We start from the raw sequence: 25,311 nt of genomic DNA on the forward strand, positions 1-25,311 counted from the left end.
GTCGGGCACCGCGCCTCCTGTCCGGACGTCGCTCGCGTCTACAGCCCGGACTCGGCCGTCCGCACCAGGATCGCGTCGCTGTCGGGGCACAGCACCACGTCGTCGGGCGCAGCCCGCCGGATGGTCTGCAGGTCGGAGTTGTTGAGCGCCACACCGGACGCCGTCGACACGCCGCCCTGCAGCAGCGAGGCACCGAAGCCGTACCGCGCACGCTGCCGGTCGTACAGGGCGAGCAGCTCGGCCGGCACCTTGGCGGCGACGTCGGCGCGCGCCTGTTCGGCGGACTCGCGGTCGGCGGTGAGTCGGGCGATCTCGGCGTCGCGCTCGGCGACCAGACCACCGCGAGCGGCCTCGACGTCGGCGAGCTTCGCCTCGATGTCACCGACCCGGGCGCGGAGTCCGTCGAGGTTCTCCATGATCTCGAGTTCGGCGGTCTCGAGGCCGCCGATGCGCCGCTGCAGCGAGTCGAGCTCACTCTGCAGTCCGGCCGCGTCCTTCGCGTTGGCGACGTTCTGCAGCATCGTGGTGTCGCGTTCGACGCGCGCCTGCGCCACAGCGGTGTCGGACTCCAGGCGTGCGAGGTCGCGCTCGGCGTCCTCGACCTCGCCGGTGGCGGCGACGAGTTCGCTCCGGAGCGCCGCGGCCTGCTTGCTCAGCTCGGTCAGCTGGTCGCCCTTCTGCAACGACGTGATGCGGTGCGCGATGCGGGTGACGTCGTTGTCGAGACGCTGGACGTCGAGGAGGATGACCTGGTCCTCGGGTGCTGCCTTCATGGTCAGGCTCCTTCTGTGGGGGTGGTGGGTTCGGCGGCCGGCAGGACGGCGAAGTCCCACGGGTCGGTGCGGAGGTCGCTCACGCTGACGCGGACCCCGGCCCGGGTGCGCAGCTGCGCTGCGGCGACGTCGAGCCAGAGCCACTCGGTGGCCCAGTGCGAGGTGTCGATGAGCGCCGGCCCGCCGCCGAGCAGCGCCTGCTCGCGGAACTCCGAGGCCGGGTGGTGCCGCAGGTCGCTCGTGATGTACACGTCGGCGTCGAGCACGGCGGGATGGCCGAGCAGCGAGTCGCCCGCACCCGCGCAGAGCGCCACGGTGCGGACGTGCTGGTCGAAGTCACCGGAGACGCGGACGCCGGTCGCGGTGGGCGGCAACAGGTCGACGAGCTTCCGGGCGAGGGCGCCGAGGGTCGTCCCCTCGGGCAGCACCCCGACCCGGCCGATACCCGTGTCGGGGTCGGCTGCGGCGTCGAGCGGTCGCTGCTCGGTGAGCCCGAGGCGATCGGCGAGGACGGCCGAGGTGCCGGTCGTCACGACGTCGGCGTTGGTGTGCGCCGCGAGCAGGGCGCTGCTGCCACGCACGAGGGTCGCGAGGACGCTGCCCTTGTAGGTCGATTCCGCGATCGTCGTCACCCCGCGGAGCAGCAGCGGATGGTGCGTGAGCAGGAGCCCGGCGCCGAGTTCGACGGCTTCACGGGCGGTGGCCGGGACCGCGTCGACGGCGAGGTGCACGTGCTCGACGGTGGCGTCCGGGTCGCCCGCGACGAGCCCGACGGAGTCCCACGACTCGGCACCGGCGGCGGGCCACAGGTCCTCGATCACGGCCTGGAGTTCGCGGAGCGTCGGCATCCCGTCAGTGTACCGAGGCGACCGCCCCGCACGGGGCACCCGCGAACCGTCAGCGACGACCGAGCAGGCCGAGCAGCCGGTCGACGAGTCGCGACCACCAGCCGGCCGGGGCCGGCTCCGCCGCCGTGTCGGTGTCGGTGTCGGCTTCTGCCGCGTCCGCGACGGGGGCGGGGACGACCGGTGCGGCGACGGCGTCCGGCAGGACGACCGGCGTGCTGGCGGTGACGCCCTGGTGCGCGGTGAGCGCGGCGGCGAAGGCCGCACGGTCGATGACCGTCGGCCCGGTGGCGGGCAGGACGAGCGGGGTCGGTCGCGTGGCCGCCGACACCGGGGACACGGCCGGGAGGCCCAGCACCGGTCGGACCGGTTCGTCGCGTTCCGGGGTGACGAGTTCCACCACCGCCGCGGCTTCCGGTGCGGGTGCCTGCGCCGCTGCGGGGACGTGCCGTGCTGCGCGGCTCGGCACGGGCGCCGGCCGGGTGACGGGCGCCACGGGCGCGGTCGCTGCGCGGCGGGCTGCGGCGCGGTCACGTCGGTCCGCCTCGGCGGCGGCGTCGGTGAGCAGGTCGGCGAAGACGGTGTGGGCGAAGGCGCGGGCGGCGGTCACCTCGGGGTCGTCGGAGTCGGCGACGGTGGCCTCCCACGCGGCGAGCCGCGCCAGGTCCTCGTCACGGCGGCGGACCTCGGCCTCGAGCAGGACGATGCGCTCGATGGTGCTGCGGCCCGTGGACGACGACACCTCGACGGCGAGGTCCTCGATGCGCAGGGCCAGACGCTCCGGCGGCTCCGGGAACGACGGGGCGCAGACGGCGGCGTGGCGGGCGCGGTCGCGGCGGAACGCCGGAGCCGCGACGGGTGCCGACCGGGTCGTCTCGTCGGCCGGTGCCGGGCTGGCGACGTGCGCGGGAGCGGTCGTCGCGGCGGCGGTCACGTCGGCGGAGACGGCGGCAGTCGCGGGCGCGTCGTCGGCGGTGATCGCGGCATGGCCGGGACGCTGCACCGGACCGGTGACGGGCGGGACGACGAGGTCCGGCACGTACGGGGCACGGGTCGCTGGTGCGTCGCGGAGCCACTCCTCGAGCTCGCGGCCGAACGGGTCCACGAGCGGGGTGCGTGCGCCGGACTGGGTCTCCATGTCCGAAGCATAAATATCGCGCGGGCAGGAACGCGGGACATCGCCGGAGTGTCGCTGCACCGCCTGCCATATCGGAGCGGCGTGGAGCGGCGTGTCGCGCCCCGTGATCACCGATGTGGGCGGAGGCCGTCCTCGAACACCCGCAGCAGTTCCCGTCCCGCGGGCCAGGCACCGACACCACTGGCGACGTTCACGTGCCCGAGGGCACCGACACGGACGACCTCTGCGCCCATCGCTTCGGCGAACAGGAGGGCCCGGTCCGCGCTGCAGTACGGGTCGTCGTCGCTCACGACCAGGCGCGTCGGGACCCGCTGGGCCGGGGGCGCCTGGCGCGGTGTCACGAAGCCCAGTGCCTCGTCCGGGAACGAGTCACCGAGCGGGTCGGGCGGGGCGACGAGGAAGGCACCGGCGACGAGCGCGGGAGCATGCGTCGTGATGGCGAGCCAGTCGGCGACGGCCAGGACGCCGAGGCTGTGGGCGACGAGGACCGGGGGCTCCGCGCACGAGGCCACGGCCGTCGAGATCGCGGCGCGCCAGTCGTCGGGATCCGGGTCGCTCCACGAGGTGGGGGCGATGCGGACGGCGGCGTGCTGCCGGTGGTCGCGCTGATCGCGCTCGTCGTGCTCGTCCTGCTGCTCCCGCTCCCAGACGGACTGCCAGTGGTCCGGGCCCGAGTTCCAGATGCCCGGGACGATCACCCACGGTCGCGGTCTGCTCACCGGGGCAGCGTAGCGAACCGCGTCGCACCGATCCCGGGTGTGACGCCGACCTCCCGCCCGGTCAGGGCTGCGGGACCGCGCCTCGCGGCTGCTGCAGTGTGTCGCGCGGGTACTGCCCGAAGCGGGATGCGTACGCCGCCGAGAACCGACCGAGGTGCGCGAAGCCCCAGCGCAGCGCCACGCTCGCCACCGTCAGGTCGCCCGCCGACGCGCGCCGGAGCTCCTCGTGCACGCGGTCCAGTCGGATCCCACGCAGCAACGCGTTCGGCGCCGTGCCGACCTGCCGCTGGAACGCCTGCTGGAGCCCCCGGACGCTCAGGCCGACGTGCGCCGCGACGTCCGTGGTCGTGATCGGCGTGTGGGCGAACGCGTGCATGAACTCCACGGCCTCGCGGACGCGCCCCGTGGCTCCCTGCGGCAGTGCGACGTCGGGGGCGATCGTCTCGTGCGGGAACGTGTCGAGGAACGCCAGGGCGGTCTCGCGCACCGTCTCGGCGAGGGCCAGCTCGGTGAGCGGTGCCGGACCGAGCACGATCGCTGCCGCACGCTGCACCTGCGCGTTCCAGGCGCGCAGGTCCTCCGGTCGGGGTGCTGCGGTGTGGTCGAACACGAGGGGCCCGGTCCGGGTGCCGTGCACCTCGGCGGCGACGCGCTCCAGGTACGTGCGGTCGAACTGGACCAGGCTCTGTCGGACCTCCTGGAGATCGAACACGAAGGGGCGACGCGTCGGGAACACCCGGGGCGTGCCGGGCGCGAGGTCGACCTCCTGCCGACCGACGTCCACGCGTCCGCCGCCGTCCGAGGTCCACATCACGACGTACTCGTCGGGGACCTCGACCTCGCCCTGCATCCGTCCGTCGAACCGAGTGGATCGGAACGTCATCGTGTCGTCGCCCACGACCTGGAACCGGTACCCGAACGGACGATCGGTGCGGGACGCCGAGAACCCGGTGCTCTCGTAGGCTTCTTCGTAGAGCCGCACGGCCGCGTCGAGCGTGGTCCCGGACGTCTCGAACCGCATCCGGGGATCGGGCTCAGCACTCATCGCGCAGATCGTCACACGGTGTCCGTGATGCGCAGCAATCGACCGAGCCGCATTGCGGATTCCGGCTCGTCGAGTGCGCCGGACGGATCACGGGCACCGCAGCGCCTTGCCGGACCGGTCGTGCTCAGTGCCGGTCCCGCAGCACGGTCCACCGGTTCCGGTCCGCCACGCGCTCGTACCGGAGGTCGTCGACGACCATGCGGACGAGTGCGAGTCCGCGACCGCCCTCGGCGAAGTCGTCGGGCAGCACGGCGGCATCGGGGTCCACCGTCGCGGCGACGCCGTCGTCCGACAGGAGCGCCTGGAAGCGCTCGTCGCCGATCTCGAGCCGGAGCTCGCAGGAGACGCCGTCCGCACGCGCGCCGTGCTCGATGACGTTCGAGGTGAGTTCGACGAGGGCAAGCTCGAGGGCCATGCGGTCCTCGGCGGAGACGGACGGCTCGTCCTGCCACACGCCCGCGAGGAAGTCGTGCACCGCGGACACGTCGTCCGGGGGGCACGCCAGTGCGAGCATGTGCTCGGCGACGGGGGCGGTCATCACCAGTCGGTCACCGCGGCGTCCCCGTCGGGGTACGTCCGCAGGATCTTGTCGATGTTGGAGAGCTTGAGCACCATCTGCACCTGTTCCGACGGTGCCGCGATCCGGAGGTCGCCGCCGGCCTGCCGCGCGGTCTTCAGGCTGCCGACCAGGGCGCCGAGGCCGGAGGAGTCCATGAACTCCACCCCGGAGAGCTCGACCACGAGCCGCGATCGCCCGTTGCCGACGATCTGGGCGACGGTCTCGCGGAACGTGGGCGCGGAGACCATGTTGAGCCGGCCGCTGCACTCCAGGACGGCGGTGTCGGTCTCCGCCTCGTGTACGACGATGTCCATCTCGGTGGGTCTCCTCAGATCGGTGCGCCTTGCAACCAGCAACCTACCGGCTCCGACCCTCAGTTGTGTGACCGGTTTCGCCGCGTCGCCGTCACCTGCACCACAACGGCTGCGGCCATCAGCACTGCCATCACCCCGCCCATCGCCAGTGCAGTGCCACCGAGGGCGCCGGCGAGCGGGGTGCCGAGACCGCCGATGCCGAAGGTGAGCCCGCCCTGCAGCGCGGCCGCGGTGCCCGGGTGCGCCGAGCCGACGTGCTGCGTGCGGGTCATCGCCGCCGGCAGCACGAAGCCCCACGCGGCCGTCACGACCGCGAGCGCGCACCACACCGGCACCGGACCGAGCCCCAGGACCGCCGACACGAGCACGGCCGTGGCTCCGACCGTCCCGACGGCCAGGCCGAGGGACAGCAGAGCGTCCTCGGTGAACCGTCCGACGAGCCGACCGAACAGCACCGTCGTGACGATCATCATCGACGCGTTCGTGGCGAAGACCAGGGTGTACATCCCTTCGGAGAAGCCGTACTCCGACTGGAACACGAACGAGCTCGTCGCGATGTAGGCGAAGAACCCCACCGTCGACAGCACGCCGCTCAGCACGTAGGCCCGGAACCGCGGGATCGCCAGGAGCTCGCGGATCCGCTGCCCGTTGGCCGCGAACCCGACGCCGCCGCGTCGCTCCCGCGGCAGGGTCTCGCGGAACCGCAGCACCACGGCCACGAAGAACACCGCACCGAGCGCGGCCAGCACGACGAACATGAGCCGCCACGTGCCGACCGTCAGCACCGCTCCCCCGGCCAGCGGTGCCACCACGGGTCCGATCGCGTTGATGGCCGCGAGCGTGCCGAACACCTTCGCCATCCGGGTGCCGCTCGTCACGTCGGACACCATCGCCCGGCCGGCCACGGCACCCGCGGCTCCGGCGAGTCCCTGGGCGACGCGGGCCACCACCAGCGTCACGACGTCGGGGGCGAGCGCGCAGCCGACCGACGCGAGGGCGAACAGGGCGGTCCCGACGACGAGCATCGGCCGACGACCGATCCCGTCACTCACCGGCCCGACGAGCAGCTGGCCGACCGCGAAGGCCACGAGGAACGCCGTGAGCGAGAGCTGCACCGCGCCGGGCGTGGTGCCGAGGTCGCGCGCGATGGCCGGGAGCGCGGGGATGTACATGTCGGTCGCGAACGGCGAGACCCCGACGATGAGCGCCAGCGGCACGATCGGGGGCAGCACGGTCGTCGTCGGTCCCGTCCTGCGCTCCGTCGTCACCTCGGACACGCTACGCGTCCCCGAATCGATTCGACGAGCACTTCGTGAGCAGGAACGGTCGGTTCGCGGTGCCGGACGCGACCGTTCCTGCTGCCGAAGCGCGGCTGGCGACGTGCGCGCGGACGGACGGGAGGCCCGGTGCGGGCCCGCCACGGGCCTCCTGTCCGGCGCCGCGAGCGGTCACGACAACCCGCTCACGTTCACCGAGTGGTCGCGTTCCGTCGCCCGGCGACGGCGCAGCCGACGCTTCGTGACCACTCGGCCGGGGCCGCCCGACGTGTCCCGACCGCTCAGGCCGACCGACGGCGCGAGGCGCAGCCGACGCATCGTGACCGCTGGGCGGTCAGCACGAGACGTGCGCGCGGACGGACGGGAGGCCCGGTGCCAGCTGGCACCGGGCCTCCCGTCCGTCGGGTGGGGGCGTCAGCCCGTGTTCTGCAGGCCGGCGGCGATCCCGTTGACGGTGAGCAGCAGGAGCCGGTGGTCGGCGTCCGTCGGATCCGTGCTGCCGGAGGTGCGGATGGCGCGCAGCGCCCGGAGCTGCAGGTGCGACAGGGCGTCGACGTACGGGCTGCGCAGGCGCACGGCGCGGGCGAGGACGGGTCGGTCCTCGAGCACGTCGCTGCCGCCGGAGACGCGGAGCACCCAGTCGCGGGTGCGGGCCATCTCGTCGAGCACCTTCGCGGCGAGGTCGTCACGGTCGGCGAGCTCGAGGTACCGGCGGGCGATGTGCTCGTCGGTCTTCGCGAGCGACATCTCGACGTTCTTGATCATCGCGGCGAAGAGCGGCCACTCGGCGTAGGCGGCGCGGAGCACGTCGACGTCGCCGACGGCCTCGAGCGCAGAGCCGAGCCCGTACCAACCGGCGAGGTTGATGCGCGCCTGCGTCCACGAGAACACCCACGGGATGGCACGGAGGTCCTCGAGCGACTCCACCGACAGGCCACGTCGGGCCGGGCGGGAGCCGAGGGGCAGCAGGCCGATCTCCTCCATCGGGGTGACCCGGGCGAACCAGGGCGCGAAGCCGTCGGCCTTGACCAGGTCGTAGAAGGCGACGCGTGAGACGTCGTCGAGCTGCTGTGCGAGGTCGGCGAACCGGGCGGCCGCGGCGGCGGTGCGCGCCTCGTTCGACGGCGACGACGCGAACAGCGTCGCCGAGGCCATCTGCTCGAGGTGCCGTGCGGCGATGTCCTGGTCGCCGTACTGGGCGAAGATGACCTCGCCCTGCTCGGTGAGCTTGAGTCGGCCGTCGATCGACCCCGGCGGCTGCGCGAGGACGGCCTCGTTGGCGGGTCCGCCACCCCGGCCGAGCGAACCGCCCCGGCCGTGGAACAGGGTCAGTTCGATGTCGTTGTCGCGGGCCCAGTCGGCGATGCGGGCCTGCGCGTCGTACAGCGCCAGGTTCGCGGACACCGGGCCGACGTCCTTCGACGAGTCCGAGTACCCGAGCATGACCTCGAGCCGACGGCCGGTTGCGGCGAGGCGTCGCTGGAACGCCTCGGTGCGCACGGCCTCGTCGAGGATGTCGACACTGGCGTGCAGGTCGGCGAAGGTCTCGAACAGGGGGATGACGTCGAGCACCGGCGCGGCCTCGGCGGACCCGAGTGCGGCGACCGCGAGTTCGTGCACGTTCGCCAGGTCCGCCGGCGACTGCGTGAAGGACACGATGTACCGGTTCGCCGCGCGGACGCCGTAGCGGGACTGCAGCCCGGCGATCGTGCGGAAGACGGCGAGGACCTCTTCGGTGGTCTCGCTCAGTTCGCCACCGGCGCGGATCTCGGCGAGGGCCGTGCGGTGCACCTGGGAGTGCTGGCGGACCTCGAGTTCGGCCAGGTGGAAGCCGAAGGTCTCGACCTGCCAGACGAGGTTCTGCAGTTCGCCGTTCGCCGGGCGGACGGCACCGGAAGCGATGAGCGACGTCTGGATGGTGCGGAGGTCGGCCAGCAGCGCCTCGGGGCCGTCGTAGGCGAGCGGCGTGGTGCCGGTCCGGGTGGCGTCGATGCGCGCGGCCACGAACAGGAGCGCACGACGGTGGGTCTCGTTCGGTGCGCGGACGCCGATGCGCTCGGCGATTCCCGGGTCGAGGGACTCCTGCGCGGCCACGAGGGCGGTGAGTCCGGCGTCCGCGGGGGTGTCACTGGCGTCGAGGGTCAGGGCGCTGCCGATGCGGGTGGTCGCGCGGGCGAGGCCGAGCAGGATGTGCTCCGCCGCGATCTCGGCGGCCTGACGGGTGACGTCGGCCGTGACGTGCGGGTTGCCGTCGCGGTCGCCGCCGATCCAGGTGCCGAACCGCACGAACGCGGGCGCGATCACGGATGCACGACCGGCGTCGTCGCCCTGCAGCCGGTCGTCGAGCAGGCGGTAGACCTGCGGGACGATCTCGAACAGGGTCTGGTCGAACACGCTCATCGCGGTGCGGACCTCGTCGAGCGGGGTCGGCCGGGTGGTCCGGAGCGGCGAGGTGCGCAGGAGGGTCGTGATCTCCTCGAGCAGGCGGCGCTCGTTCTCGGCGCGGGCCGTCGCGTTCCGGGCGCGGTCGCGCTCGTCGATGAGGTCCGTGATGCGGCGCACACCCGTGGTGACCGCGCGGCGGCGGGCCTCGGTCGGGTGGGCCGTCAGCACCGGGTGGAACCGCAGGGTGCGGAGGCGCTCGGCGGCCTCGGCCTCGCCGACCTCGGCGACGAGCTCGGCGTAGGTGGCGGGGAACGAGTCGCCGGCCACGCCGCCGTCGTCACCACGCTGGCGGAGGACCCGCACACGGTGGTGCTCCTCGGCCAGGTTGGTGAGGTGGAAGTAGGTGGTGAACGCCTGCGCCACGGCCTCGGCGCGTTCGGCCGACATGCCCGAGACGATCGCCTGGGCACGCGCTGCGCCCTCGGCGTGGTCGCCCTCGTAGGCGTCGATCACGGCGGCGCGCAACGACTCCACGTCGTGGAGCAGTTCGTCGCCCCCGTTCTCCCGCAGCACCCGGCCGAGGAGGTTGCCGAGGTACCGGACGTCGGCGCGCAGGTCGCTGTCGACCGCACCGCTGACGTCGTCCCGCGCGCGCTCGTGGCGTGCAGATCCGTCGATCGCCGTCATGGAGTCCTTTCCGGGTCGTCCGGGAGGCTGGTCCCGGGTCCCAGCAGCGTATCGGCACCGGGAGGCACGTGACGTCGACCGTCCGGACGGACGCGGGGCGGGGTCCGGACGGACGCGGGGCGGGGTCCGGACGGACGCGGGGCGGGGTCCGGACGGACGCGGGGCGGGGTCCGGACGGACGCGGGGCGGGGTCCGGACGGACGCGGGGCGGGGTCCGCGCAGGGCCGGGTCCGCGCGGTCCCACGCGCGGCCCCGCTCCGGGTACTGCCTGGCGCGGGGTCAGGCGGGCACGGAGGCGCTGCCCGGTTCCTGACGGAACGGCGCACGGCGGGCATCGAGGCCGGCGAGCAGCCCCCGGTTCAGCTCGTAGGCGAGCTCGACCTCGGCGATCACCCGCTCCTGCTCCCCGGCCGTCCAGGGCGCGGCGTCGAGCTGGGCCCGGTAGGTGTGCTCGAAGTCGCTCGGGTCGGCGACCTGGTCGAAGATGTAGAAGAGGACGCCGTTCGTGTCGAACCCGAACCGATCGGCCAGTACCTGGCCGATCACGTGCCCGCCGGACACGTCGCCGAGGTACCGCGTGTAATGATGCGCCACGAAGCCGCCGGGCCACTCCGCCGCGACCTCGTTGAGGCGTCGCACGTACGCGGTCGTCGCGGGCAGCGGGCACACCAGCTCGGACCAGTCCGGGCCGATCAGGTACTCGAGGTCGGCACGGATCGCCGGCATCCGGGTGAGCTGCGCGGTGACGAACGGCGCCGCCACGGGGTGGTCGGCCATGCGTTCCGCCGCCCGCTCGAGCGCGTCGTACACGAAGGCGTACTGTCCGAGCAGGTCCGCGTAGTCGGCGACGTCGCAGTCGCCGCCGAGCAGGTCCTGCATGAAGCCGCTCGTGGCCGAGGCACCGTGCGAGCGCCGCGTGCGACGCCGCAGCAGCTCGGAGAACGGGATGACGGTCGAGTCCATGAGGTAAGGCTAACCTTAGTGATGCGCGCGTCAAGCAGGGATCACCCAGGTGGCGCCGAACCCGCGAGAGGAAGCTCCCCCACGATGAGCTCGAAACCCAAACGCCCCCAGCACGTCTTCGTCGTCGACCGCACCGAACGGCTCTCACCCCACATGGTGCGCGTGCACCTGGGCGGCTCGGCCTTCGAGGACTTCGTCGCCCAAGCCGACCCCGACCGGCTCGGCGCGACCGACAAGTACGTCAAGCTCCTGCTCGCGAAGCCGTCGCTCGGACTCGTGCCGCCGTACGACCTCGAGGCCCTGCGCGAGACCCTGCCGAAGCACGACCGCCCCGCCCGCCGCACGTACACGGTGCGCGCGGTCGACCACACCACACGGACCATCGCGATCGACTTCGTCGTGCACGGCGACGACGGCCTCGCCGGTCCCTGGGCAGCGTCCGCACAGCCGGGCGACCGGCTGGCCCTGTCCGGGCCCGGTGGCGGCTACACGCCGACCACCGACCCGGCGGTCACGCACGTGCTGCTCGGTGACGACAGCGCCCTGCCCGCGATCGGCGCAGCACTCGAGTCGATGCCCGACTCCGCCACCGGGGTCGCCCTGGTCGAGGTGGCCGGGCCCGCCGACGAGCAGGACCTCCGGCACCCGGCCGGGGTCGACCTGCGGTGGCTGCACCGGGACGCCACCGGCGCCCAGCCGGGCACGCTCCTGCTGGAGACGGCCCGCGGGCTGCCGCGTGCCTCCCGGCCGGTCCAGGTCTTCGCGCACGGCGAGCGGACCGCGATGAAGGCGATCCGTCGGCTGCTGCAGGACGACTGGGGGCTGGAGAAGCGCGAGATGTCGTTGTCGGCGTACTGGGCGCTCGGTCGCGGCGAGGACGAGTTCCAGGAGGAGAAGCGCGAGCCCGTCGGGGTGATCTTCACCGACTGACGGCGGCCGGCCTGCCTGCCTGCCCGGTCCTTCCCAGAACGCGCCCGATGGCTGGTGAGAACGGGCGTCCCTGGTCGGAAGAACAGACCAGGCACGCCCGGTCTTGCTCGGTACACCCGATCTCGGTCGGTACGCCCGGTTCGGCGGACATTCAGCGCGCCCGGTTCCCGCAGGGACGCCCGGTCCTTCCCAGAACACGCGCGATGGCTGGTCGGAACGGGCGTCCCTGGTCGGAAGAACAGACCAGGCACGCCCGGTCTTGCTCGGTACACCCGGTCTCGGTCGGTACGCCCGGTTCGGCGGACATTCAGCGCGCCCGGTTCCCGCAGGGACGCCCGGTCCTTCCCAGAACACGCGCGATGGCTGGTCGGAACGGGCGTACCTGGTCGGAAGAACAGACCGGGTACACCCGATTCGACCAGGTACGCCCGATTCGACCAGGTGTGCCCGGTACACCCGGTACGCCCCGCGCGCGCAGCGGCCGGGAGGCCCGGGGCACGTCGGTGGGTCGGGCTAGCGTTCGGGGCATGGTCACCTCCTCGTGCTGCGTGCCGGGTTGCGCAGGCGTGCTCGCGGACGGTCTCGCGGGCGTCCCCCTGTGCGGTGCGCACGTCGCGTTCGTCGCCGAGCTCGCGGCCGAACACCCCGGCATCGAGGACGCGCTGCCCGGTCCGTGCCCGGCGTGCGGGTCTCGGATCGGGGTGCGGTACCCCTCGGGCGTGGTGTGCGCCCGGTGCGAGTGGCGCTGGGGGGAGGTGCCGGACGGCGACCTCGCTCCCCCTCGAGTCGACGTCGTCTACTACCTGCGGATGCGCGACGACTTCGGTGACCGCATCAAGATCGGTACGACGATGAACCCCCGGCAGCGGCTCGCGGCGATCCCGCACCAGGACCTGCTGGCGTTCGAGCGCGGTGACCGGACCCTCGAACGCCGACGGCACGCCACCTTCGCCGCCAGCCGCTACCCGGGTACCGAGTGGTTCCGGGCGACGCCGGAACTCCTGGCCCACGTGGACACCGTCGCTGCCGGAGTCGACGATCCGTGGGACCTGCACGCCCGGTGGACGAGCGAGGCGCTCGCGCTGCGGGGCTGAGCCGCGACCGGGCGGTCGGATCCCGTGCCCAGCTGGTCGGAGTGCCTGCTCAGGCGGCCTGCAGGATGCGGTCGGCGGTGCGGAGCGAGAGCGCCATGATCGTCAGCGCCGGGTTCGCGATGACCGCGCTCGGGAACACCGAGTTGTCGGCGATCCACAGGTTCGGGACCTCCCACGAGCGGCCGTCCTGGTCGACGACGGAGGTCTCGCGGTCCGTGCCCATCCGTGCGGTGCCGATGGTGTGCGCCGTGCGTTCGAGCACCCGGACGTCCTGGCCGCCGGCAGCCTCGACGATGGTCGTCATCGTGCGCACCGCGTGGCGGCGGATCGCCTCCTCGTTCGAACCCGGGGTGAACGAGACCCGAGCACGCGGGACACCGTGCTCGTCGAGTTCGTCGGTCAGCTCGAGGCGGTTGTCGTCGTACGGCAGGCACTCGGCGTTGATGCCGACGCCGGCCGAGAACGGGTAGTCCTGCAGTGCCCGGACCAGCTCGGCACCGCGGAGTCCGCCGCCCCGGACCAGCGACGTCGCGAAGGTCTGCGGCTGCACGCCCAGGCTCTGGATGAGGTAGCCGCCCGCGAAGTCGGCGTCCGCCGGTCGGGCGAAGTCCTCGGTGATGATCGACGACGGGTACCCGCGGTACGAGCGCATCGACTCGTCGAACCGCGCCCACACCTGGGTGGCTCCGTGCGCGGTGAAGTTCCGGCCGACCTGTCCGCTGCCGTTCGCGACACCGGTGTGCAGGAGCAGCCGCGGCGTCTCGACACCACCCGCGGCGAGGACGAGGCTCCGGCAGCGCTGGCGGTGCTCGCGCCCGTCGGCGGTGTACAGGACCGCCTCGACCCGTCCCGCCGCGTCGAGCTCGATGCCGTGCACGAAGGACTCCGGACGGATCTCGGCACCGAACGCCACCGCGGCGGGCAGGTAGGTCGTGTCCATCGACACCTTCGCGCCGTTCCGGCAGCCCTGGTGGCAGGACCCGCAGGACACGCATGCCTGGCGCAGCCCGTGGTGCTCCTGGTGCCGGTCCTCGGTGGTCAGGCCGACGGGGGCGTCCGTCGCGGTGATCCCGACGGCCGCGGTGCCGCGCATCATCATGTCCGACGAGGCGTTCCGGGCCGGCGGGCGCATCCGGTAGCGGCGGGAGGGGTCCCACGGGTAGTGCTCGGGGCCGGCGACGCCGACGTCGTGCTCGACCTGCTCGATCCAGCCGGTGAGTTCGGCGTGGCTGATCGGCCAGTCCTGCCCCGCGCCGCTCTCGGTCCGCAGTCGCAGGTCGTGCTCGCTCGGCCGCGGGGTGAACGCGCCCCAGTGCAGCGTCGACCCGCCGACGCCCGTGCCGCTGTTGTTCGGGCCGAAGGCCGTGGGGGCTCCACCGCCGCTCAGGCGCTCGTCCATCCAGTTGATGTCACCGGGGGCGGCGACCTCGTCCGGCACGTGGTCGCCCGGCTCGGTGTTGCGGCCGGCTTCGAGCGCGACGACCGTCAGGCCACGGCGCGCCAGCGATGCGAGGAGCGGTGCTCCCCCGGCCCCGGTGCCGACCACCACCACGTCGACGACGTCGTCCGTGCCGTACGTGCGTTGTCCGTCGAGTCTCATCGTGCTGCTCCGGTCGTCGGTGCGGGGTCGATCGTGGTGGTGGGACGGGGGCCGTCGGGGGCCTCGGGCTCCCAGGCCTCGCGCTCGTCGGCGGCGAGGAGCTGGAAGCCCTGCTTGCGGACGCCGTCCCCTCCGTTCGCGTAGCCGTCGAAGTCGATGGCGGCCATGGTGGCGGGGTGTGCGAGCCAGTGCTTCACGAGGTCGACGCTGGCGTCCTCGAACCACGCGCGCAGCTGCTCGGCGTCGAGTTCGCCGTCGGCGCGGTACCGCCCGGCCGCCACGGACTCGAGGGCCTGGTCGAGCACGCCGTCGCGGGCGGGTGCGGCGAGGACGTCGAGCGCGGCGCGGTAGGCCTCGGCGTCCACCGGCAGGCCGTCCGGCCGCCAGCCGTCGCCGAGCCCGGCGGCCAGCTGCGCGTCGACCCGAAGCGCCAGGTCGACCTGGTCGGGGCCGGGCTGCGGGACGACGATCCGCGCGACCGCTCGGAGGGTGTCCAGCTGCGTCGGCGTGAAGGCGTGGGGTGCGGCGGCCGGGTCGTCGGGCAGGGACCGCTGGGCGAGCAGGCCTCGGGTGCGGGCACTGACCCGCGGCGAGGCGATCACGCGGGCGTGCTCCACGGGGACGGTCGGCGACCCCGTGACCCGGCGCTGCCAGAAGTCGCGGATGCGCTCGGCCACGGCCTCCGGCTGTTCCCAGGGCAGCAGGTGGGCGGCCCCGTCGACGACGTGGAGCTCGCTGTTCGGCCAGTGCGGCAGCGTCAGGCGGCGCTGGGCGTCGGCATCGAGGTCGCCGTCCTCGGCACCGGCGAGCACCAGGGCCGGCACCGGGTTCGGCGCGGCGTCCGACCAGTCCTCGCGGCTGCCGCGGGACAGCCAGTCCGTCCAGGCGGCGGGGTCGGTCCGCTCGACGTCCTGCACCGCCGCGATGTGGCGCGCGGGCGCCAGGGGTCCCGCGGTGTTGGCGCCGACGAACTCCTCGGCGTCCTGGACGCCGATCGGGCCACCGGCAGCCCACGACAGCATCGTCCGGCGGCGGTCGTCGTCCATCGGCTCGGGAGCGAGCGGGGACGCGGCGAGGAGCACCACGGCTCGCAGCCCGAACAGGCCGTTCGCGCCGGTGATCGTGCGGTCGGCCACCGCCGTGGCGACCTTGCCGCCCATCGAGTGCCCGAGGAGCATCCACTCCGTCGAGCCGCTCGCGCCGATCGCGCGCTCCACCAGGACGGCCATCTCCTCGACGGTGGTGCCGGACGACGCCGGGCTCCGGCCGAAGCCGGGCAGGTCGATGCCGATGAGGTCGAGGTCGCCGAGGAGTTCGGCGCGGAGCAGCGCGAACTCCTCGGAACTCGCGCCGAGGGCGTGGAGACAGAAGACGGTGGTCACCATGTATACCTACCCGTCGCGCGCGATCGCTCCCAGCCGGGCCGTACCCCGGCGGGTCGTGCGTGTCCCCCGATCGACGGCGTCACCGGGCGTACGCGTCGACGAACAACGCGCCCCGGAGCTCGCGCAGGGTGTCCGCCAGCCGGTCGACGGTCCGGCCCGAGACACCCGAGACCTGCAGGTCGTGCGGGCCGAGTGCCGGCAGCCGACCGGTGCGGATGCGGACGACCTCCCACCCCACGGCACGGACGGCTCGGTCCTTCCTCCGGTCGGTCTCCTGCCGTGGACCGACGTGCTCGAGCCCGTGCCGACCCGTGGAGTCGTACTCGATGGCGACGCGGAGTTCGGGCAGGATGATGTCCGGCCAGGCCTCGACGTGGTCGAAGAACGGGCGGTCGAGTCGGATCGCGGAGTGGTCGGACGTGAACGCGAACCGCTCGGACAGCATGCCCCGGAGTTCGGCTTCGACCGCCGAGGCCGTCGCCGGGGCGCAGACGCTCGTGAACGACTCACCCGACGGCAGCCGAGGGGTCTTCGGACAGATCGTGCGGGGAACGGACTGAGCGCTCCGCCGTGGCGCCCCACCGGCCGACCCGGCGACGGGCCGACGGGACCGGGAACGGCTCGACGCGACGGCTCCCGCCGGGACCCCGCGCACCGGAGCCGCCGGCAGGGTCTGTCGTCCCGCACTCCGGACGACCCGCTGCGGCACAGGCACGGCCTGCGGCCAGTCCGACGGCAGCACCGGCCACCGCTGCGGCTGGGCCTGCACCGCGCACTCGGGGCACCAGACGGAGCGGCGGCGCTCACGGCCCGGGCGGGACCGCTGTTCGGACGGGGTCGCCACGAAGACGTGCCCGACGTCGCACTCCCAGGTGAGCAGGACCTCGGCCGCCGGGGGGACCTGGGTCAGGACGACGCCGTGGTTCCAGTCGGGGTGGTACTGCCGGATGAGCACCGGGTACGACGCCCAGTCGGCGCGGAACTGTCCGACGGCGTACGGCACCGCTTCGCCGCGCGACCACTGTCGGCGGCGCCACCACGCATCGACGGGTTCAGCCACGCCCCCACGCTAGGAACGACCACCGACACCCGCCGCACCACGCGGCCAGCAGCGCGACCGACGCCCGCCGAACCACAGGCGAGCGCCGCGACCGACGCCCGCCGCACCACAGGCGACCGCCGCGACCGCTCAGGAGGCGAGCGCCTGCTTCACGTAGGCGACCAGGGCGTTCGCGTGCCCGTGCCCGAGGCCGTGCTCGGCCTTGAGCCACCCGACGACCTCCATGTGCTGGTGGTCCTCGAGCCGGTCGGCGACCAGGTCGAGCCACTCCTGCACCGGGCGCCCGTACGTCGTCTCGATGCTCGGGAAGTACGACGCCGGACCCTTCACCTTGGTCCCGTCCGCCGGGGGTGCCGGGGCGGTCACACGATGCGCTGTCATGGCGCAACGGTAGCGCTCCGTCGGCCGTCACGGAACGTCACCGAAGACACCGTTCTGTGACGCCGCGTTGCGCCGCATGGCCGGGTGTTGCGTCGCGTGGCGGGGTGTTGCGCGAGGCGTTGTCGGCGGCGCCCGGCCCTCCTACGGTCGCGACATGACCGACACCACCAGGGCCCCGCAGTGGGAGGCGACCAGCGTCGACGACGCGGGCCGAACGGCCGGGGCGAGCCGCGCCTCCAGGCCGGGCACCGCGACCATCGATGCGGCCGGACACGCCGCACTCGACCGTTCCGTCGTGCCGTTGCGGCACCCGCTGCGGTGGATCGCCGCTGCCCTCGTGCTCGTCGTGCTGTTGAACTTCGGCGAGACGCTGTTCACGAACGAGCAGTGGGGCTGGCCGGCCGTCGGCAAGTGGCTGTTCAGCCCGGCGGTCCTGACCGGCCTGCAGCTGACGCTCACCGCCACCGCGCTGAGCGCTGTGATCAGCTTCGCCGGCGGCGTGGTCGTCGCGATCGCACGGCTGTCGCGGAACCCGGTGCTGTCCGGGCTCGCGTGGGGGTACGTGTGGTTGTTCCGGTCGGTGCCGCTCATCCTGGTGCTCGTCTTCCTGTACAACCTCGGGTCGCTGTACCCGACCATCGGCATCGGGATCCCCTTCGGGCCGCAGTTCGAGGTGCCGACCGCGAACCTGCTCGGGGACCTGGCGATCGGGGTCATCGGCTTGAGCCTCAGTGAGATCGCCTACGCGTCGGAGATCGTCCGCGCCGGGGTGCTCGCCGTCGACCACGGCCAGCACGAGGCCGCGCAGGCACTCGGGCTCCCCCGTCGCCGGCAGTTCGTGCGGGTGATCATGCCGCAGGCCCTGCGGTCGATCGTGCCGGCGTTCGTGAACCAGGTCGTCGGACTGCTGAAGGCCTCGTCGCTGCTGTTCTACGTGTCGTTGCTCGACCTGTTCGGCGTGGTGCAGAACCTGTCGAGCACGTACCCGGGCGACATCATCCCGCTGCTCGTCGTCGCCACCATCTGGTACCTCGTGCTCACCAGCGCGGTCTCGATCGTGCAGTACCACGTGGAGCGATGGACGGCCCGCGGGTCGGTCCGTGCGCTGCCGCCGACACCGTGGCAGCGGGTGCGGAAGGTGCTGCGGGGCGGCGGCACCGGACGTGGTCCGGGGCGGCCTGGAGGCGCGGGTCGCCGCACGCAAGCAGCCGCCGCCGAGCGCGCGGTCGCGTCCGGGCCTGCTTCCACCATCGACGACAGGAGCATCTGATGGGCGCCGCCATCGCGATCCACGGGGCCGTCAAGGCGTTCGGGGACAGCGTCGTCATCGACGGCATCGACCTGTCCCTGCCGTCCGGCAGCGTGACCGTCGTCCTCGGCCCTTCCGGTTCCGGCAAGTCCACGCTGCTCAGGGCGATCAACCACCTCGAACCGCTCGACCGCGGGGTCGTCACCGTCGGCGACGAGCCCATCGGCGTCCGCCTGCGCACCGGCCGCGACGGGGTCCCCCGCTGGAAGGAGCTGCCCGAGCGGCACATCCTGCGGCAGCGTGCCCGGATCGGGTTCGTGTTCCAGCACTTCAACCTGTTCCCGCACCTCACCGCGCTCGAGAACGTCGCCGAGGGGCCGATCGCCGCCAGGGTCCCCGTCGCCACGGCCCGAGCGCGGGCACGGACCCTGCTCGATCGGGTCGGACTCGGCGACCGCGGCTCCGCCCGCCCCCGGCAACTGTCCGGCGGGCAGCAGCAGCGCGTCGCGATCGCCCGGGCCCTGGCGCTCGAGCCGTCGGTGGTCCTGCTCGACGAGCCGACCTCGGCGCTCGACCCGGAACTCGTCGGCGAGGTGCTCGGGGTCATCCGCTCCCTCGCCGAGTCCGGCACGACGCTCGTGATCGTCACCCACGAGATCGCCTTCGCCCGCGAGGTCGCCGACCACGTCGTGTTCCTCGACCACGGGCGGGTCGTCGAGCAGGGGCCGCCGGCCCAGGTGCTGGACCACCCGCTGCACACCCGCACGCGCGACTTCCTGTCCCGCGTCCGCTGACCCCTGATCCCTGATCCCTGACCCCTGATCCCCGCACGCACCCCAAGGAGAACCATGTCCAGGACCACCCCGTCCCGCTGGCGCAACCGCGCCGGTTTCCTCGTCCTCGCAGCCGGCGTCGTCGTCGCCCTCGCCGGGTGCTCCGCGGGCGCTTCCGCCGACACGAGCGGCGCACCCGACGGATCCGTCACCATCGGCGCCGCCTCGAACGGGGCGGCCGAGGAGACGACCCTCGAGGTCACCGAGGACACGAAGCTGCACGACGCGCTCCCCGCCGCGGTCCGGAAGTCCGGCAGATTGACGATCGGCGTGGGCGCCCTGCCCGCCGGGTTCCCGCCGCTCGCCTTCACCGGTGACGACCAGAAGACGATCACCGGCTCGGAGCCCGACCTCGGACGGCTCGTCGCCGCGAAGCTCGGACTCCGCGCGGACGTGCAGAACGCCACGTGGGACAACCTGTTCGTCGGCATCGACAGCGGCAAGTACGACGCCGGCTTCTCGAACGTCACGGTGACCGAGGAGCGCAAGGAGAAGTACGACTTCGCCTCGTACCGGCAGGACAACCTGGCGTTCCAGGTGCCGGCGTCGAGCTCGCTGCGCTTCGACGGCGACCCGTCCGTGCTCGCGGGGAAGACCCTGTCCGTGAGCTCCGGCACGAACCAGGAGAACATCCTGCTCGAGTGGCAGAAGGAGCTCCGGTCCAAGGGCAAGGACTTCACGATCAAGTACTACCCGGACGGCAACGCGGTCAGGCTCGCACTCGACTCGGGCAAGATCGACGCCTACTTCGGTCCGAACCCGACGATCGCCTACCAGAACACGCAGAGCAAGAGCACCGCGAAGCCGACGAAGACCGCGGGCACGTACTCCGGCGCCGGCTCCTCGTTGCAGGGGCTCATCGCCGCGACGACGAAGCGGGACAGCGGCATCGCGAAGCCGGTCGCGGCGGCGATCAACGAGCTCATCGAGGACGGCATCTACGCGAAGTGGCTCGCGGCCTACAACCTGTCGAACGAGGCCGTGAAGACGTCCGAGGTGAACCCCGAGGGTCTGCCGCTCGACAACAGCTGAGGCCGCGCGCCCACCCTGTCTGCGCCCCTGCTGCCCGACGGCGGCGGGGGCGCAGACGTGCGCGGGTCGGGCACGAGGGTGTTGACCTGACGAGCCGCACGGAGCACCATCGGCGGCATGAGCCTCTTCATCAGCTGCCCCGTCGAGGACGTCGAGCGCGCGGCCACCTTCTACGCCGCACTGGGGTGGACCCGGAACGCGGCGATGTCCGGCCCGGACAACTCCTGCGTCGCGATCGCGCCGGAACAGTACCTCATGCTCAGCTCTCGCGCCGCGTACGCGAGCGTCGGCGGGACCGAGGACCTCATCGGTGGACCGAACACCCCGTCGAAGGTGACGGTGTCGTTCGACCTCCCCAGCCGTGAGGCCGTGGACGAACTCATCGAACGCGCCCGTGCAGCGGGCGGCCGGATCGGCGACACCGACGAGTACCCGTTCATGTACCAGCGCCAGTTCGACGACCCGGACGGCTACCACTACTCGCCGTTCTGGATGCACCCGGACACCAGCACGTCGGCCTGAGCCGGCGCCTGCAGCGCGCAGACCACATGACGGGAGGCGCGGTGCCAGCTGACACCGCGCCTCCCGTCCGGACCGCGTCGCGTCAGACCGCCGCCGGCTCCCGCAGGTCGGCGCGCGCCGCCCACTCCGCGGCGAGCAGCTCGTAGGAGCGCACCCGGGCGTCGTGGTCGTGCGCGATCGTCGTGACGAGCAACTCGTCCGCTCCCGTGACCCGTCGGAGCGTCTCGAGCCGTTCCGCGACGTGTGCCGGGTCGCCGACGAACCGGGTCGCGAGCCGATCGGCCACCGACGCGGCGGCATCGTCCGGCAGCCGCGCCGCTCGAGCCTCGTCCGGGGTGGGGTACTCGATCGCCCCGACGCCGGAGCGGATCGAGTGCACCCACTGGGCGTACCCGGTCCCGAGCTCGTCCGCCTCGGCCGCGGTCGGCGCCACGAGCACGTCGGCCGACACGATGACGTGCGGCGCGTCGAGCACGCCCGGGCGGAACGCGTCGCGGTAGGCCTGCACCGACGGCAGGACCGTGCCGGGCGACGTGTGGTAGTTCGCGCCGTAGGGCAGGCCGAGCGCGCCGGCGATCCGGGCACTCTCGCCGCCGGTGGAGCCGTGGATCCACAGCTCGACGGCGGCACCCCCGGCCGGCGGGGCCTCGATCACCGCACCGTCCCGCGACCACGTACCGGCGAGCAGCCCGCGGATCAGGTCGAGTTCCCCCGCGAACCGGTCGACGTCGCCCGGCACCCGCCCGAGCAGCTCCCCCTGCAGGGCGAACCGGCTGCCCGGCGCGATGCGGAACTCGAACGGCGCGGGGACGAGCAGACCGTCGACGACCTGGTCGGTCCGCGGGGCGAGCGACGGCGGCTTCGGGGTGCCGGGAGCCGGGGCGCCGGACCGGCCGAGCCCGAGGTCGATCCGGGCACCGTACAGCGCGGCGAGCGTGCCGAAGGTCTCGGCGACCTGCAGCCCGCGGGTGTTGCCGACCAGGGTCGCGGCGCTGCCGACCCGGATGGTCGAGGTGGCGGCGGCGACGGCCCCGATGACGATCGTCGGTGCGCTGCCGGCGACACCGGGGTTGAGGTGGTGCTCGGCGAGCCAGTAGCGGGCGTACCCGGCACGTTCCGCGGCGACAGCCAGGTCGACCGTGTTCGCCAGGGCTGCAGCGGGGGTCGACCCGCTGCTCACCGGCACGAGGTCGAGGACGGAGAGCGGGACGCGGCTCATGCGAGGACTCGCTGCCGGTCCAAGACCCGGCCCGGCAGGCCCAGCGTCTGCCGGAGCGTCGCGCCCTCGTCGTACGACTGCCGGTGGACCCCGCGCTCCTGCAGCAGCGGGACGACCCGGTCGACGAACTCGTCGAGCCCGTACGGGTTGGTGTGCGGCACGACGACGAACCCGTCGGTGGCGCGCTCCTGCACGTACCGGTCGATCTCGGCGGCGATGTGTGCAGGCGTGCCGACGAAGCCGCCGCGGGTCGAGACCCGGATGACCAGGTCACGGATCGACAGGTGTTCGGCCGCGGCGAGGTCGCGCCACGACTGCACCAGTGCGGGCACGTCGCGGGTGTGGCGGACGCGGCCACGGGTGATGTCGGCGCCCTCGAGGTCCGGCTCGACCGAGGGCAACGGCCCGTCGACGTCGTACGACGACAGGTCACGGTTCCACACCTGTTCGAGGAACGCGATCGCGGTCGCCGGGCTGACCTGGGCGTGGCGGATCGCCCGGGAACGTTCCTCGGCCTCGTCCGCCGTGTCGCCGAGCACGAAGGTCGCGCCGGGCAGGATCAGCAGCTCGTCCTTCGACCGTCCGACCCGCTCCAGGCGCTCGGTGACGTCGCCGTAGAAGCTCCGTGCGTCGTCGAACTCGGTGTGCAGGGAGAAGATCACCTCGGCGTGCCCGGCGGCGAGGTCCCGGCCCTCGTCGGAGTCACCGGCCTGCACGACCACCGGGTGCCGCTGGGGACTGCGCGGAACCGGGAACGTTCCGGACACGTCGAACTGCGGGCCGTGGTGGTCGACGTCGTGGATGCGGGAGCGGTCGGCGAAGACGCCGGCGGCCAGCGGCCCGGCGGCACCCGACCAAGCGGCACCCGACCCGGCGGCATCCGACCCGGCGGCGCCCGACCGGTTCGCCACGATCGCGTCCGACTCCCACGAGTCCCAGAGCTCGCGGGACAGCTCCACGAACTCGGCGGCCCGCGTGTACCGGTCGGCGTGGTCGAGGAACCCGCCACGGCGGAAGTTCGCGCCGTGGAACGCGTCCGAGCTCGTCACGACGTTCCAGCCGGCGCGGCCGTCGGTCAGGTGGTCGAGCGTGGCGAGCTGCTTCGCGAGCTCGACGGGCTCGTTGAAGGTCGTCTGCAGGGTGCCGACGAGCCCGATGTGGTCGGTGACGCCGGCCAGCGCCGCCAGGATCGCGAGCGTGTTCGGACGCCCGACGACGTCGAGCTCGTGGATGCGTCCCTTCTGCTCGCGCAACCGCAGCCCCTCGGCGAGGAACAGGAAGTCGAAGAACCCGCGTTCGGCGTTCCGGGCGAAGTGCTCGAACGAGGAGAACGCGATCTGGCTCTCGGCGCGGTCGTCGCTCCAGATGGTGGTGTTGTTGACGCCCGGGAAGTGGGCGGCGAGGTGGACCTGACGCTTGGCGCTCATGCTGAGACCTCCGAGGAGACGGAACCGACACCGGCACCGGTGACGGCAGGAGGCGCGTACCGGCTGACCGCCGGCGCGATGCCGAGCCGCGTGCGCAGGTCGGCGGTGGGACGGGACGCCACGTCGGCGCGGAGCCCCGCGGTGACGAGCGCCGGGACGAGCTGGCGCGCGATGGCGGTGCTGTCGACCGGGATGCGCAGCGGACGGAGCCGGACGCCGGCGTACCCGAGGGCCCGCAGGTCCCCGATCCGTGTCACCAGGTCCGGCACCGTCGTCGCGAGGACGGACGTGTCCGACCCGGAGCCGACGGCGTACGGAGCGCCCGCGGCCGCGTCGAGCGCCGCGAGCTCGTCGGCGGCGGCTGCCGGCGACGACCCGATGAGCACCGCGAGGTCCGCGAGGACCGGACGACGGCGGTCGGAGCCGGCCGCCTGCTCGGCGCCACGGACGAGTGCCAGCGCGCCCCGATCCTCCAGGCCGTCGAAGCCGGGCGTGACCAGCACGACGTCCGCGGCGTCCACGGCGAACGCGGCCGCGTCGGCGCGGTGCGCCAGCGCGAAGACCGGCGGCCGCCCCTGCGGCGACCGCGGCACGATCGACGCGCCGTGCACCGAGACGAACGAACCGGAGAACGCCGCTTCGTGGATGCGGTCGCGGTCGATGAAGCGGCCGGTCGTGACATCGCGGATGATCGCGTCGTCGTCCCAGCTGTCCCACAGGCGGGAGACGACCTCGGCGGCCTCGCGGGCCTCGTCGAACAGCGTGGCTGCGTCGTCGCCGCCGGGACGGCGGCCGAACAGCGCGGCCTCGCGGGTCGTCGGACTCACCTGGATCCGCCACCCGGCCCGCCCCGACGAGACGTGGTCGAGGGTCTGGAGGCCCGTGGCGACGTGGAACGGTTCGGTGTGCGTCACCGAGACGGTCGGCACCAGACCGATCGCTCGCGTCGCGGGCGCGACCGCGTTCGCGACGAGGAGGGCGTCGAGACGGCCGACGACGGTGGTCGTGTCGAGGTCGTCGTCGGGGTCGGTGGGGCCGGCGGTGAAGGAGTCCTCGAGGGTGACGGCGTCGGTGCCGAGCCGGTCCTGCTCGACGACGACGTCCCGCCAGTGCCGGAGGCTCGTGAGGCGCTGCGCTGCCGGGCCGGCGGCGCGCCAGGCGGCGGGGTGCCAGCCGGCGCCCTGGAGCGCGGTGACGAGGGTGATGCGGTCGGGCACGGTCATGGGGCGACGCTAGGACGGTCGGGCCGGGCGGCGAAGCGGTGTTGCGGAACGTGACCGACGGTGTCGCCGTGTGACGCGCGTCGCGTCGCTCGGTGCGAGGTTGTCTACTCGGTGCGGCGCAACAGGGCGGCACGGAGTGCGCAACCTCGCACCAGCCGGGGCCGGGGCGGGGCGCGCCTCGCACCGTGCGAGGATCGCCGGATGGTCTCGTCGTTCCTGACCCACGCCGAAGTGGTCGTCGACCCCGCGGTCCCGATCGAGTCGTGGGGGCTGTCACCCGAGGGCCGCGTCCGGGCCGCCGCTGCCCACCGGCTCGCGTGGACAGCGGGCTCCCGGCGGATCGTCTCGAGCACCGAGCGCAAGGCCGTCGAGACCGCCGACCTGCTCGCCAGCGCCGTCGGGCTGTCGGTCGAGCGCGACCCCCTGCTGGGCGAGATCGACCGGAGCGCGACCGGCTACCTGCCGCCGTCCGAGTTCGAGGCCGTCGTCGACGCGTTCTTCACCGCACCCGAGCAGTCGGTCCGCGGCTGGGAGCGGGCCGTCGACGCCCAGGAGCGCATCGTCGCGGCCGTCCGTCGGCACTGCAGATCGGGAGCGCACACGTCTGAACTCCAGTCACATTACTCGATCTCGTATGCCGTCTTCTGCTTG

23 protein-coding genes are annotated in these 25,311 nt (G+C 73.2%); 6 read left to right on the top strand and 17 right to left on the bottom strand.

Annotated elements, in window-relative coordinates; translation table 11 throughout:
• Window positions 1-38: 38 nt before the first annotated feature.
• The 10 genes from H7A73_RS16580 to H7A73_RS16625 all read right to left on the bottom strand — a co-directional run bounded on the left by H7A73_RS16580 (window position 39) and on the right by H7A73_RS16625 (window position 10,705).
• Window positions 39-773, bottom strand: coding sequence for a zinc ribbon domain-containing protein (locus tag H7A73_RS16580; RefSeq protein ID WP_027465445.1), 735 nt, complete (start codon window positions 771-773; stop codon window positions 39-41).
• Between the two features lie 2 nt (window positions 774-775).
• Window positions 776-1,621 carry a Nif3-like dinuclear metal center hexameric protein gene (locus H7A73_RS16585; protein WP_182066966.1) on the bottom strand — a complete coding sequence of 282 codons (846 nt, stop codon included), beginning with the start codon at window positions 1,619-1,621 and terminating at the stop codon, window positions 776-778.
• A 49-nt stretch (window positions 1,622-1,670) separates the two neighbouring features.
• Complete coding sequence (locus H7A73_RS16590) at window positions 1,671-2,756, bottom strand: hypothetical protein (RefSeq protein WP_182066967.1); 1,086 nt, start codon at window positions 2,754-2,756, stop codon at window positions 1,671-1,673.
• Window positions 2,757-2,863: 107 nt separating this feature from the next.
• Window positions 2,864-3,475, bottom strand: a complete 612-nt coding sequence (locus tag H7A73_RS16595) for an RBBP9/YdeN family alpha/beta hydrolase (RefSeq protein WP_182066968.1) — start codon at window positions 3,473-3,475, stop codon at window positions 2,864-2,866.
• Between the two features lie 61 nt (window positions 3,476-3,536).
• Window positions 3,537-4,520 (bottom strand): helix-turn-helix transcriptional regulator, encoded by a 984-nt coding sequence (locus tag H7A73_RS16600; protein ID WP_182066969.1) that lies wholly within the window; start codon window positions 4,518-4,520, stop codon window positions 3,537-3,539.
• 124 nt (window positions 4,521-4,644) lie between these two features.
• Window positions 4,645-5,058 (bottom strand): ATP-binding protein, encoded by a 414-nt coding sequence (locus tag H7A73_RS16605; RefSeq protein WP_247737825.1) that lies wholly within the window; start codon window positions 5,056-5,058, stop codon window positions 4,645-4,647.
• Window positions 5,058-5,393 (bottom strand): STAS domain-containing protein, encoded by a 336-nt coding sequence (locus tag H7A73_RS16610; RefSeq protein WP_017886068.1) that lies wholly within the window; start codon window positions 5,391-5,393, stop codon window positions 5,058-5,060. Before H7A73_RS16610 ends, H7A73_RS16605 begins: the two co-directional genes overlap by 1 nt.
• A 59-nt stretch (window positions 5,394-5,452) precedes the next feature.
• Window positions 5,453-6,661, bottom strand: a complete 1,209-nt coding sequence (locus H7A73_RS16615; RefSeq protein WP_259362966.1) for a multidrug effflux MFS transporter — start codon at window positions 6,659-6,661, stop codon at window positions 5,453-5,455.
• A gap of 423 nt (window positions 6,662-7,084) precedes the next feature.
• Window positions 7,085-9,742, bottom strand: a complete 2,658-nt coding sequence (locus H7A73_RS16620; RefSeq protein ID WP_182066971.1) for a phosphoenolpyruvate carboxylase — start codon at window positions 9,740-9,742, stop codon at window positions 7,085-7,087.
• Between the two features lie 279 nt (window positions 9,743-10,021).
• The gene (locus H7A73_RS16625; RefSeq protein ID WP_182066972.1) at window positions 10,022-10,705 is read right to left on the bottom strand and encodes a heme oxygenase (biliverdin-producing); all 684 of its coding nucleotides are present in this window, start codon (window positions 10,703-10,705) and stop codon (window positions 10,022-10,024) included.
• A gap of 84 nt (window positions 10,706-10,789) precedes the next feature.
• Between H7A73_RS16625 and H7A73_RS16630 the strand changes: the two genes are divergently transcribed.
• Both H7A73_RS16630 and H7A73_RS16635 read left to right on the top strand, forming a co-directional pair.
• A complete protein-coding gene (locus H7A73_RS16630; protein ID WP_182066973.1) occupies window positions 10,790-11,635 on the top strand; it encodes a siderophore-interacting protein in 846 nt (281 codons plus the stop codon).
• A gap of 527 nt (window positions 11,636-12,162) precedes the next feature.
• A complete protein-coding gene (locus tag H7A73_RS16635; protein ID WP_182066974.1) occupies window positions 12,163-12,729 on the top strand; it encodes a GIY-YIG nuclease family protein in 567 nt (188 codons plus the stop codon).
• Between the two features lie 49 nt (window positions 12,730-12,778).
• Here H7A73_RS16635 and H7A73_RS16640 read toward each other — a convergent pair whose 3' ends face one another.
• From H7A73_RS16640 to H7A73_RS16655, 4 genes are all read right to left on the bottom strand, one after another.
• Window positions 12,779-14,329: a GMC family oxidoreductase gene (locus tag H7A73_RS16640; protein WP_182066975.1), complete on the bottom strand. Its 1,551-nt coding sequence runs from the start codon at window positions 14,327-14,329 to the stop codon at window positions 12,779-12,781.
• Window positions 14,326-15,711 carry an alpha/beta fold hydrolase gene (locus H7A73_RS16645; RefSeq protein WP_182066976.1) on the bottom strand — a complete coding sequence of 462 codons (1,386 nt, stop codon included), beginning with the start codon at window positions 15,709-15,711 and terminating at the stop codon, window positions 14,326-14,328. The genes H7A73_RS16640 and H7A73_RS16645 overlap by 4 nt, the downstream gene beginning before the upstream one ends.
• A gap of 82 nt (window positions 15,712-15,793) precedes the next feature.
• The gene (locus H7A73_RS16650; RefSeq protein ID WP_182066977.1) at window positions 15,794-16,774 is read right to left on the bottom strand and encodes a hypothetical protein; all 981 of its coding nucleotides are present in this window, start codon (window positions 16,772-16,774) and stop codon (window positions 15,794-15,796) included.
• Window positions 16,775-16,903: 129 nt separating this feature from the next.
• Window positions 16,904-17,155 carry a DUF4287 domain-containing protein gene (locus H7A73_RS16655; protein WP_182066978.1) on the bottom strand — a complete coding sequence of 84 codons (252 nt, stop codon included), beginning with the start codon at window positions 17,153-17,155 and terminating at the stop codon, window positions 16,904-16,906.
• Between the two features lie 154 nt (window positions 17,156-17,309).
• Between H7A73_RS16655 and H7A73_RS16660 the strand changes: the two genes are divergently transcribed.
• The 4 genes from H7A73_RS16660 (at window position 17,310) to H7A73_RS16675 (ending at window position 20,791) form a co-directional block, all read left to right on the top strand.
• Window positions 17,310-18,425, top strand: coding sequence for an amino acid ABC transporter permease (locus H7A73_RS16660; protein ID WP_182066979.1), 1,116 nt, complete (start codon window positions 17,310-17,312; stop codon window positions 18,423-18,425).
• Window positions 18,425-19,198 (top strand): amino acid ABC transporter ATP-binding protein, encoded by a 774-nt coding sequence (locus H7A73_RS16665; protein ID WP_182066980.1) that lies wholly within the window; start codon window positions 18,425-18,427, stop codon window positions 19,196-19,198. The genes H7A73_RS16660 and H7A73_RS16665 overlap by 1 nt, the downstream gene beginning before the upstream one ends.
• A gap of 54 nt (window positions 19,199-19,252) precedes the next feature.
• Entirely contained in the window at window positions 19,253-20,269 is a 1,017-nt protein-coding gene (locus tag H7A73_RS16670) for a transporter substrate-binding domain-containing protein (protein ID WP_182066981.1), read from the top strand.
• Window positions 20,270-20,386: 117 nt separating this feature from the next.
• Window positions 20,387-20,791 (top strand): VOC family protein, encoded by a 405-nt coding sequence (locus H7A73_RS16675; RefSeq protein ID WP_182066982.1) that lies wholly within the window; start codon window positions 20,387-20,389, stop codon window positions 20,789-20,791.
• An 82-nt stretch (window positions 20,792-20,873) separates the two neighbouring features.
• On the opposite strand, the gene H7A73_RS16680 is transcribed toward H7A73_RS16675, so the two are convergent.
• From H7A73_RS16680 to H7A73_RS16690, 3 genes are read right to left on the bottom strand one after another with little or no spacing between them, the layout of a single operon-like run.
• Window positions 20,874-22,010: an LLM class flavin-dependent oxidoreductase gene (locus H7A73_RS16680; RefSeq protein ID WP_182066983.1), complete on the bottom strand. Its 1,137-nt coding sequence runs from the start codon at window positions 22,008-22,010 to the stop codon at window positions 20,874-20,876.
• Window positions 22,007-23,437: an LLM class flavin-dependent oxidoreductase gene (locus tag H7A73_RS16685; RefSeq protein ID WP_182066984.1), complete on the bottom strand. Its 1,431-nt coding sequence runs from the start codon at window positions 23,435-23,437 to the stop codon at window positions 22,007-22,009. The genes H7A73_RS16680 and H7A73_RS16685 overlap by 4 nt, the downstream gene beginning before the upstream one ends.
• On the bottom strand, window positions 23,434-24,660 hold the full coding sequence (locus H7A73_RS16690; protein WP_182066985.1) for an LLM class flavin-dependent oxidoreductase: 1,227 nt from the start codon (window positions 24,658-24,660) through the stop codon (window positions 23,434-23,436). The genes H7A73_RS16685 and H7A73_RS16690 overlap by 4 nt, the downstream gene beginning before the upstream one ends.
• Window positions 24,661-25,311: the final 651 nt, after the last annotated feature.

Origin of the sequence: Curtobacterium sp. ME12 (genome assembly GCF_903970855.1) — a bacterium.
Taxonomy (GTDB): domain Bacteria; phylum Actinomycetota; class Actinomycetes; order Actinomycetales; family Microbacteriaceae; genus Curtobacterium; species Curtobacterium poinsettiae_A.